This is a genomic window from Vreelandella maris, from assembly GCF_013371085.1.
In the GTDB taxonomy this organism is placed as follows: Bacteria; Pseudomonadota; Gammaproteobacteria; order Pseudomonadales; family Halomonadaceae; genus Vreelandella; species Vreelandella maris.
The window spans coordinates 1-10,995 of the sequence record NZ_JABWCV010000050.1; the positions used below are offsets into that span (position 1 = coordinate 1).

The following is a 10,995-nucleotide window of genomic DNA, read 5'->3' on the forward strand; positions in this document are numbered from 1 at the left end:
GAGCGTGAGTGTGGTAGCGGAGGCGGCAATATCGCAATTAACGCACCTATTCGCCCATTTGCCAGCGTTATCGAGCACGATGCCTAATATTTCAGAAAAGTCGTGAGCCTCAATAGGCACTTGGTCTTTCTCGCCTGCCGAGTGGGCGAGGTTGAAGATACGCTCAGGGTAAAGGCTGCGGAACATCTCGATGAGCCGTGAACTATCACGCGTGACGTTGGCCATTCGCCCCGCGTTAGGGCCTGCAATACGTGAGCGACGCAGCTCCGCATCCAGCTGGGCGTTAATATCCTCAATACGGCTGAGCAGTTTATGGCGTCGGGTTTCATCAATGGGCCGATTGCCACGCAGTACTTGGGTAACGGCTGCCAGCGGGGTTTTTAATGCATGTGATAGGTTCGCGACCGACTCTCTGGAGCGCTTCAAGCGAAGGTCAATGTCATCCATAAACCAGTTCAACTGGTCGACTAATTCATCTAGCTCAGAAGGGGCTATTAATGACAAGCGATCACGTTTGCCCGCTCGCAATGCTTCAAGCTGTTGACGCAGTTGCCAGAGTGGCTTGAGTCCACGATTAACCGCTAACATGTTGAGTATGATGAGCATTCCTAACAGCGCGCTGGCAATCCCACCGACCCACCAGTGCAATGTTGCAAGCCCTGCTTCTACTTGAGAGAAGTCCTCACCCACCAGCAGCACACCCTGCGTGCCCTGCCATTCAAAATGGCGACGATAGACGAGCATGTGTTGCTCGCCGCGATTCACGTCTATTAGAGCATCACCGCTTTCATCTAGCAGCGAAGCCAGCTGTTGCTGCCATTGTGGGTCGGAAGCGCTGACCGAGCCGTTGAAGCGGAGTACGTAGAGATGATGAAAGACTTGATAGCCTTGGCTAACCGAGTCAAGCGCGGCAGGCACGGCGGCTTCACCTTGCTCAAGCTGCGTGACGGCATGGTCGGCTTCGCGCTGAAGACGCTCACCCAAAAAATCCCGAGCAAGATTCTGTAGCAGTATGCCATGCAGTAGCCAGGTCGTCACCACTACGAATAGTGCCACGCCTCCTAGCCCGGATTTCTCATAGGTCCCCAGCAAGTCTCGCAGACTGTGCGGGTTACCGCCATTACCGCTCATTGGCGGCCGTGACTGATCAATAATCGATCAATTTCTGTTGTCCGGACACACGGCCCCCTTTCCCCCATTGAGTCGGGCCGGGGGAGCCCAGGCTTCTATTCCGGAACCAGTTGACGCACCAGGTCAGAGAGTTCGTCTTTGTAAGGATAGGCATCGCTCATCAACACCCGTATGCGTCGAGTGTTGCGAATGATGACCGCGCCCACCTTGATCAGCTTCAGCCGCAGGTTACTGGCGCTCATTCTCTCGAAGGGGGTCTTCTTCAAGTGGGCCCGTAATCGCTCGAACAACGTGTAGGCAAAGCCCGATAAGAGCAACCGCCACTGATTGGTCCACCACCGCGTGCTGGAGGTGCGATCTGCGAACAGACACAACTGCTGATCCTTGATCCGGTTTTCCATGTCACCCCGGGCACAGTATTGCTCGTAGTAGAGTTTAACGCCGTCGTCGTAACGGGAGCTGAGAATGAACCTGGGGTTGGCACCCAGTTCGCCCTCCTCCAGACGCGCGATCACCCAGCGGGGGTGTTTCCAGGTGTGGGCCTGGTACTGGAATCGATAGGTGGCGCAGACTTTTTCACCCAGTTCGTTGTGAGCCTTGCGAACCAGCATCGAGGGTACGTCTACCTCCTTGAGCAGCCGGCTGTTCTTGCTGAGGCCCACCAGATAGTCCACGTTGTTCCGGTCGCACCAGCTCAGCAATCGGGGACGGTAAAAGCCGCTGTCACCCCGGAACACGATGCGGGTATTCGTCCAGTACTGCCGGATGAATTTCACCAGCAGGGCCAGAATGGCCCAGCTGTGGCGGCTGTCGCTTCGGTTGCTGGTGCGCAGGTAGTTCACCAGCAGATGGCGACCGCAGAACACGTACAGTGGGAAGTAACAATGGTGATTGTAGTAGGCGTTAAAGAACTTGCCGGGCTGGTCGCCATGCACCGGAACGTCGGTGCCATCAAAATCCAGCACAATTTCCTTGGGTGGAGTCTCGTGCTGTTCAATGAAGTGATGCCACAGCAGTTCGTGGGCCTTGACCACGGCCTGCCGGTCTACGCGCTGCTCCATTCGGCACAGTGTTGATTTGCCCGCCAGAATGGCCTCTTCGCCAGTCGCGGTCTGAAGTGCCTGGTCAGCGCGTAACGTTTCGTGATCGTTCAGATCTTCGTATCCGGCGGCTACGCCAAAGACCCGTTGCCGGATCATGGTTTGAAGCTTGTGGCGAACCAGTACCGGATTACGGGCATCGTCCAGCACCGTAGCCAGGCGCTGAGTGAGCTGGTGTTGGTTGTCGACTTCGCGAAGCAAAAGCAGGCCGGCATCGGAGGTGATATGACCACCGGAGAAATCGGCTTCAATTTGACGGCGAGACAGTGGCGAGAAGGTCAGTTTTTCAGGTACCATTTTGGATAGCGGCTGTTGGTGCTTGGTGAACGGTGTAAGGTCCTGAAACTATAGCACTTTCAGCCGCTTTCTTTTATCCCCTCATGAGAAATCCGGGCTAATGCCTTCCAAATTCAAGTTCATTTCAACCTTTTCACTTACTATCTCCACCTCTACCTACTTTGTCATGGGCGTCTCGCCCCCATGAATTGTGGCTAACAACCCCTTCGGGAGAAAGTCGATGAAGGCAAGCAAGCACTCGCCCAGGGCGTTGCTGTGTTCAGTACTATTGTCTATTCCTCTGTTCGGTCAAGCGGAGACTGTGAATTGGACAAATTGGCTCACTGGCCAGATAAGCAAGCATCCGGATGTCATGGCGGCGACAGAGCAGGCGGCAGCCCGGGATGCGGATGCTGAGGCAAGCGAACAACCGCTGTATAACCCGGAGCTGTCTGTTGGAGCAGACAGAACGGGCAGTGAAAACAACTTTGAGGCAGGGCTGTCACAAACGATCGATTGGTCTGATCAACAGGGTGCGCTAAAGGACAAGGCAAAGCTGATCAGGCTTTCCGCTGAAGCTGATTTGAACGAGGCGGTTTTGGCACAAACGTCCGAGTCGCTGTTTGCGCTTGTCGAGTGGCGCGCGGCGACGCGTGCCGAAGAAATTGCGGAATCCCAGCAACACCGTCTGGATGCCTTGCTGGAGCAGGTTGAGCAACGCCAGCAGGCAGGTGATCTGGGGCGTGCCGATGCAGAGCTTCTGTTTCTAAATCTATCCCGTCAGTTGAGCGAAGTCGCCCAGGCAAAGGCCGCAGTTGATCGGGCAGAAACTCAGGTTCAAGAACGTCTGCCGGACTGGAGGCCTCAGGATGGGGGGATCCCCGGGCACATTTGGCCGGCTCTTGCTTCCAGGGTCGATAACGACAATTTGCTGGATCATCCGTCAATTGCTGCTGCCCGCGCGAGGTGGCAGGTGCTGCGGAGCGAAGCCGAGGTGGTCAGTCGCAGAGCGGCGGCATCTCCCACGGTCGGGCTGAGCGGAGGGCGTGATGGCGGTGAGAACCTGGTTGGCCTGACGTTCTCGATCCCTCTGAATGTCCGTAATAACTACCGTGCCGAAATCCAGGCTGCCAACCGACGATCATTAGAGGCCGAGGCTCGGTTTCAGGCACTTTATCGGAAGCAGCAGTATGGTCTGGCGGGCGCCCGAGCTGCCTGGAAGCGATACGACACCCAACTCAGCCGATGGACAGAACTCTCCCAGGGGCGTGTACAGCGAAGTGCTGATTTGCTTGAGAGGCAGTGGCAGGTCGGCGACCTCTCCACCTCTGAGTATCTCCAGGCGCTGGGCCAGCGCGCGGAGAGTCTGAAAACCGGTATTGAACTGGAAAAGCAGGCGCAGCTGGGTCTGATTGAGCTATTGAGTCAGTCTGGCGAACTGATCACCCCCTTCCAACAATAGTCTGGAAACTGGATATTCATTATGAAAAAAGCTCTGATTTCAGTATTCGCATTGACGTTGCTTACAGCCCCACTTTCTTTTGTACAGGCAGAGGAAGATGCTCATCAGGAAGCCGGTCATGATCATGCTGCCAGTGGCGACGATCATCAGGAAGTCACCGGTGAGGAGGGCGAGCATAAGGAAGATCATGGTGAAGAAGGTGAGCATGAAGAGGAAGGTGAGCATGAGGAGGAAGGTGATCATGAAGAGGAAGGGGGGCACGGCCACGAAGACGAGAACGGTGGCCATGAAGAAGCGGCCACCGCAAGCATCAATGCCAAACAGAAAGAGCTCGCCGGCATTGAAGTAGCAACCCTCGAAAGCAAGCACGTTGACTATGAAATCTACGCTCCCGGTGAGCTGCTGACCAACGGCTATACCAGCTATCACGTGTCCCCCCGGGTTGCCTCAGTGGTGCTGCGGCGTCACGTGGAACTGGGTGAGCACGTAACCAAGGGCCAGCCGCTGGTAACCCTGTTCAGTGAGACGGTGGCACAGGCGCAGGCGGATTACAGGAAAGCTTTTCCTGAATGGAAGCGAATCAGCGGGCTGGGTCGTTCCGTGGTTGGCGATCAGCGGTTCAATACAGCGAAAGCCAACATTGAAGCAGCAAGGGCGACTCTGCTTGCTTACGGGCTGAACGATGATGACATTGGTGCGTTGAAGGCCAGCGGGGTGGATAGTCTCGGTGAATACATGCTCAGGGCTCGCGTGGATGGTGCAGTACTGACCGATGAGTTTGAGCAAGGACAAAGAGTTGAGGCTGGCCAGCCGCTGGTGACTCTTGCTGATGAGAGTGAGCTTTGGGTAGAAGCCCATCTGCCAGCAAGCTCCGACATTGTTCTAGAGAAGGGCGCGGAAGCCGAAGTCAGGGCAGCGGGTCGTGTGGGCGTGGCAACGGTGTCCCAGGAAGCCCACACCATTGATCCTGTGACCCGCACGCGGATTGTCAGGCTGGAGCTGGACAATCCTGAAGATCGTTTTCATCCAGGAATGTTCGCAGATGTGTATTTTCGTTTTAAGACCAGCGAGCCGGTGCTTGCCGTGCCGGAGACTGCATTGATGCGTGGCGCGGACGGCGACTGGACGGTCTATGTGGAAGAGGCCGAAGGCGAGTATGAACCCGTGGAAGTGGAACTGGGCCGCTCAATTGGCGGGCTCCGTGAGGTTTCCGGCCTGGCTGCGGGCCAACGAGTCGTTTTGCGGGGCGCATTTTTTGTGGCCTCTGAGATTGCCAAAGGCGGCTTTGATCCGCACAACCACTGATTCCGGGAGCCATTATGTTCAACCGAGTTGTCGACTGGGCGGTTCAGAACCGCCTGTTGGTTCTTATTGCGCTTGCAGTGCTTATCGCCACGGCCGCGTTTCAGATACCAAAACTGAATCTTGATGCTTTCCCCGACGTTACAAACGTCCAGGTCGCTGTTAATACAGAGGCGCCCGGACTTGCGGCTGAGGAAGTCGAGCAGCTGATCACCTATCCCATTGAAGCGGTGATGTATGCGTTGCCGGATGTTGAGGAGGTTCGGTCCATCTCCAAAACCGGGTTGTCTGGTGTCACTGTGGTCTTTAAAGAGGGCACGGATATCTATTTCGCGCGCCAACTGGTTTTCGAGCGGTTGCAGGCCGCGCGGGAGCTGATTCCGGACGGGGTCGGGGTGCCTGAAATGGGGCCGAATACGTCCGGTCTTGGCCAGGTCTACCAGTACTTGCTGATAGCGGACCCGGATTCGGGGTACGACGCAATGGAATTGCGCAGCTTGCACGACTGGCTGGTCAAACTGTTGCTGATACCGGCTGAAGGGGTTACGGAAATCCTGTCGTTTGGCGGAGAGGTCCGCCAGTACCAGGTTAACCTGAACCCGGCGCGAATGCTGTCCTATGACTTATCACAGAACGATGTCATGGAAGCCCTGGAGAACAACAACTCCAATGTTGGGGGCTGGTATATGGGCCGCGGGCAGGAGCAGTTGGTTATTCGCGGTATGGGCTGGCTGGGTAATGGCGAGCAGGGGCTCGAGCAGATCCGTCAGGTGCCCGTTAAAACCAGTGATGGCATTACAGTGACAGTGAACGATGTCGCCGAGGTAGCGCTGGGCACTGAAATTCGCCAGGGTGCGGTAACCATGACCCGGAAGGATGAAGCCGGTCAGGTTGAACAACTGGGTGAAGTGGTTTCTGGCATTGTACTCAAACGAATGGGGGCCAACACAAAAGCCACCATCGACGGCATCGAGGCCCGCATTGATCGCATAAATCAGGCGCTTCCGAGTGGGGTTCGTTTTGAGCCCTATTACAACCAGGCGGATCTGGTGACCAAGGCCGTAGAGACGGTGACCAATGCGCTTCTGTTGGCTTTTGTGTTTATTGCGATCGTGCTTGCCCTGTTCCTGATGAATCTGCGGGCAACAACGCTGGTGCTGCTTTCAATACCGATTTCCATCGGGATTGCCCTGATGATCATGGCCTGGTTCGGTCTCTCGGCCAACCTGATGTCTCTGGGCGGCATTGCTGTGGCAATTGGCATGCTGGTGGACGGCTCTGTTGTTATGGTCGAGAACATGTTCAAACATCTGACGCATCCGGATGCTGAGCATGACGCCCGTCGGGATGAATTGGTGAAAAACGACCCTGACCCATTGGACGCGTCACACGATGACCATGGCATTGCGCTTCGACTGCAGGAGGCAGGCCGGGAAGTGGCGCGACCAATTTTTTTCGCGACGGCGATTATCCTGGTCGTTTTCATGCCTTTATTCAGCTTTGAAGGTGTGGAAGCCAAGCTTTTCCAGCCAATGGCGATCAGCATCATGCTGGCCATTGTGTCCGCTGTGATCGTCGCTCTGGTGGTTGTACCCGCGCTGGCGTCATACATGTTCCGTAAGGGTATCCGGGAGCGGGAAAGCTTCATTCTAAAACCCCTGGAAAAGCTCTATCGCATGGGGCTTGCCTGGTCACTGAAGCATAGCCGCGTGGTTGTTGGCGCGGCGGCTGTTCTTGTTGTGCTGGCGGCGCTGGTTGTGCCACGACTCGGCACGGAGTTCGTGCCTGAACTGGAAGAGGGCACGATTAACCTCCGGGTGACCCTGGCCCCTTCATCAAGCCTTGATACGGCGCTTGAAGTGGCGCCAAAACTGGAAGCCATGCTGATGGAATTTCCAGAAGTGACCTACGCGCTGTCCCGGGCGGGGCGGGCGGAAATAGGCGGCGATCCGGAGCCCGTCAACAACATCGAAATCTACATTGGCCTCAAGCCAACAGCCGAGTGGACCAGCGCCAGTAATCGCTATGAATTGCAGGCCCTGTTTGAGGCGAAGCTCGAACAGCACCCGGGGCTACTGTTTAACTTTTCTCAGCCTATTGCAACTCGGGTTGACGAATTGTTGTCTGGTGTCCGCGCGCAGTTGGCCATCAAACTCTTTGGCCCGGATCTCAAGGTGCTGGCCGAGAAAGGCCAACAGATCGAAGCGGCGGTCCGAACTGTTCAGGGGACCCGGGACGTGGCCATGGAGCAGATTGCCGGTGAAGCGCAGTTGGTGGTTCAGCCAGACCGTCAGGCACTTTCCCGGTACGGACTCGCCGTGTCTGATGTGATGAGTGTCGTCCGGGACGGACTGGGTGGTGCCGCCGCGGGCCAGATCATCAACGGAAATGAGCGGTACGATATCTATGTGCGCCTGGCCAAACGTTTCCGGGAAGACCGGGATGCCATTGCTGATCTCAGGTTGCAGGCGCCTTCCGGAGCCTGGGTGAGACTCGGTGATGTGGCCGATGTGTCTATTGAGTCCGGCCCGCCCCAGGTGCGCCGCGACGACGTTCAGCGCCGTGTGGTCATTCAGTCCAATGTGCAGGGTCGTGACATGGGCAGTGTGGTTGCCGATATTCAGGATACCATCGCGTCAGAAGTGAACCTTCCCCCCGGCTATTCGGTGGATATTGGTGGTCAGTTCGAAAACCAGCAGCGAGCTCAGAAACGATTGACCATTGTGGTACCTGTATCTCTGGGGCTGATTGCGCTGTTGCTCTACTTCGCTTTCAGTTCGGTTGGTCAAGCGCTGTTGATTCTGGTCAACGTGCCGCTTGCCGTAATTGGTGGTGTCTTTTCGCTCTGGGTCTCCGGCCAGTATCTTTCAGTGCCCAGTTCCGTTGGATTTATCACACTGTTTGGTGTGGCGGTGCTTAACGGGGTCGTTATGGTCGAAAGCATCAATCAGCGAATACAGGATGGGTTGAGCATGGATGCCGCGGTGTTTGAAGGTGCCGTCTCCCGTTTACGTCCTGTCTTGATGACAGCAATAACCTCGGCGCTCGGCTTGATACCGATGCTGTTGTCGACGGGCGTGGGAGCGGAAATCCAGAAGCCACTGGCCAGCGTGATTGTTGGTGGTCTCGTGACTGCAACTTTCCTGACACTCTTTGTTTTGCCGGTTCTGTTCGGTCGCTTTTCAAGAGCCAAGGTGAGTGATATCCAACGGTAAAAAATGGGAGAAGCCGCGCTGCGTCATCGACGGTTGCCTTTCTGGAGGTTTTCTAATCCGGAAGTGGCAGTAGAATGACAATGCTGGCTCCTCCGTTTTTTGAGGTACCCATGTTCATCTGTCCGAGGTTGTCTTCGACAATCTCGGACACGATGGACAATCCGAGCCCGAAACCGGCGACCGTTTCATCCAGCCTGGTACCCCTGTTCATGACAGTGGCTGCCGCCTCGGGAGAAATTCCGGGGCCATCGTCCGCTACTTCTATGGAGAGTCCTGATGACGTGCGGGCGATTGTAACGTCGACGGTTGTCTGGCACCACTTCCCGCCATTTTCGAGTAAATTGCCAAGTAGCTCTGAAAGATCCTGTCGCTCCATTGGCCAGCTGAAGTTTTCAGGTAAGTTGGTGTGGAGGCGAAAAACCGTGTCAGGGAAGATTTTTTCCATAACGGTGATGACACTTGCCGTGATTTCAACCGGCATGCACGTCCGTCCCATCTGTCTGCCTGATATGTCTGCTTTGCTCATCCGGTATTTCAGGGATTTGTCAAGCTCCCGCAAGTTAGAGGCCATAAACACAACATCCTCCCGGGACGGAGGCAAGGTATCGATATCCGACAAAATGGCAAGATTGGCAGAAATAGAGGTTTTGACCAGGTGAGAGAGATCGGAATTCAGGCGGCGGTGGCGGTCCAGCCGCCGGTTTGACAGCTCGAGCAAATCATTGAGCTGCCGGATCAGCGGACGAAACTCTTCCGGCACGTGAGGGTTCAGACGACTTTGTTTCCCGGATTGGAGCCGTCTCAGGTCCTCTTTTATCCTACTGATGGGCTTTAACGTCAGATGTGTGGTGGTTCCAATCAGTGCCAGCAGTATCGCCAGAAGAACGGCCGAGGCACCGAGCAATGTCAGGTGGGCCTTCAGCGGTCGTTCAGAGAGCGCCCCCTCGGTTTCAAGAACGGTGATTGAGGCCAGTTTTTCACTGGCGGAGAAAATGCGTTTGAGCCCGAAAAGCGTGTTCGCACCCTGCGCTATGTGGATGAAACCCTCGGGCTTCTCTGCAGCGCCCTGCAGTTGGCTCTGGTCAAAGTTCGGGCTCGCCAGGACGCTTCCGCTAGCCGTTTCGATGACGATGGCATGCCCCAGAAGCATTTCAAACTGATTGATCATGTTGCTGAGGTCGTCGGTTGTGGGGGATTCAGCCTCAATGATTGCCTGAAAGTTTCCCAGCTCTTTGTTCAGGTGTTGCTTCCTGGACTCGTCCGATAGTTGCTTTATCACGTAGGTGTGTGAAAAGAATATCAGAGTAAAATATACGAGGCTGAAAACAGCCCCATACTGAATGGCTGTTCTGCGGATACTTTTCGGAGCAGACATATTTTAACCTGGTTGGTTCACTCGGGCGTTCAGCGGTTAGGATCTTTTTCGAAGAAGTAGCCCTGGCCACGCAAAGTCTTGATTTTATTGCCCCCTATTATTTTTCTGAGCCTGGCTATATAGACCTGAACAACATTTCTGGTGGGGCATCTTTCTATGTTGTAGAGGGTTTCAACCAGGTCGTCCTGGGAAAACACCCGGTCCGGTGAACGGAGGAAACACTGCAAAAGGCGGAATTCCGTAGCTGTCAGTCTGAACTCTTTCTGGTCGGGCGTGGTAAGCGTTCGGTAGGTGGCGTTGAGATGAAATCCGTCGACGCTGATCTGGTCTGTCGTTCTGCCGTCCTTTCTGCGGATAATCGCACTGAGCCGGGCTTTCAGTTCATCAAACTCAAACGGTTTGGGAAGGTAATCGTCGGCACCCGCGTTCAACCCTTCTACTCTCTCAGTCCAGTTGGAGCGTGCGGTCAGAATAAGGATGGCCTCTTTTTTCCCGTTTTTTCTCCATCTTTGCATTAAAGACAGTCCATTTTCATCGGGCAGTCCGATATCGAGAATAACGGCCTGGTAGGAGCTTGTTTCAATCAACGAGTCCGCTTCTTTGCCGGTTTTGGCGATATCGACTGTGTAGTGCGCCTGCGCAAGCCAGTCCGATATTCTTTTGGCAAGTACCGCATTGTCCTCAACAATCAGAATTTTCATTTGTAAGCGCCGTTTTTCGAGGTGGGAAAGTTTCGCCAGTCTGCCATGGATTGTACCAGTAACGGCAACTCCCCAGAAAAACAGCAACCCGTTAAAAATGGGGGGTTACCGGTCGACTTTTCAGTTTGATTTCAGTTGCACCGGGTAGCGTCAACAATCGAGCCACGAACGCGAGAAGCTGTATATACATGGTTTTAGGAGCAACCTATGAGCGATAGACATTTCTATGCAGGTGTGTCCAGGCGCCGCCTTATACAAGGAGCTGCCACAATGGGACTTCTTGCCGGTTTCGACAGTTTGTTACCGGCCTATGCTAGGAGTCTGCGCGGCAGGAGCCACCTTCTGGCATAATACGTAAAAATTCTTCAGCACCGGAGAATCCGATGGGAACCACCTTCCGCCCCTATTCACCTGATCAGGAACTGCTTCTTCC

At 55.1% G+C, this 10,995-nt stretch carries 7 protein-coding genes; 3 read left to right on the forward strand and 4 right to left on the reverse strand.

Annotation, left to right across the window (positions count from 1 at the left end):
- On the reverse strand, nt 1-1,056 hold a 1,056-nt coding region (locus HUO07_RS21020; protein ID WP_340162518.1), incomplete at its 3' end, for a sensor histidine kinase.
- A gap of 170 nt (nt 1,057-1,226) precedes the next feature.
- A complete protein-coding gene (locus HUO07_RS21025) occupies nt 1,227-2,528 on the reverse strand; it encodes an IS1380 family transposase (RefSeq protein ID WP_035561701.1) in 1,302 nt (433 codons plus the stop codon).
- A 301-nt stretch (nt 2,529-2,829) separates the two neighbouring features.
- Between HUO07_RS21025 and HUO07_RS21030 the strand changes: the two genes are divergently transcribed.
- The 3 genes from HUO07_RS21030 to HUO07_RS21040 are packed head-to-tail and all read left to right on the forward strand — an operon-like array spanning nt 2,830 to nt 8,486.
- A complete protein-coding gene (locus tag HUO07_RS21030; protein WP_340162519.1) occupies nt 2,830-3,969 on the forward strand; it encodes a TolC family protein in 1,140 nt (379 codons plus the stop codon).
- A 21-nt stretch (nt 3,970-3,990) separates the two neighbouring features.
- On the forward strand, nt 3,991-5,274 hold the full coding sequence (locus HUO07_RS21035) for an efflux RND transporter periplasmic adaptor subunit (protein ID WP_176305091.1): 1,284 nt from the start codon (nt 3,991-3,993) through the stop codon (nt 5,272-5,274).
- Nucleotides 5,275-5,288: 14 nt separating this feature from the next.
- The gene (locus HUO07_RS21040) at nt 5,289-8,486 is read left to right on the forward strand and encodes an efflux RND transporter permease subunit (protein ID WP_176305092.1); all 3,198 of its coding nucleotides are present in this window, start codon (nt 5,289-5,291) and stop codon (nt 8,484-8,486) included.
- Between the two features lie 52 nt (nt 8,487-8,538).
- On the opposite strand, the gene HUO07_RS21045 is transcribed toward HUO07_RS21040, so the two are convergent.
- Both HUO07_RS21045 and HUO07_RS21050 read right to left on the reverse strand, forming a co-directional pair.
- Complete coding sequence (locus HUO07_RS21045; protein WP_035561693.1) at nt 8,539-9,861, reverse strand: ATP-binding protein; 1,323 nt, start codon at nt 9,859-9,861, stop codon at nt 8,539-8,541.
- A gap of 29 nt (nt 9,862-9,890) precedes the next feature.
- Nucleotides 9,891-10,562 carry a response regulator gene (locus HUO07_RS21050; RefSeq protein WP_035561696.1) on the reverse strand — a complete coding sequence of 224 codons (672 nt, stop codon included), beginning with the start codon at nt 10,560-10,562 and terminating at the stop codon, nt 9,891-9,893.
- Between the last annotated feature and the right edge of the window lie 433 nt (nt 10,563-10,995).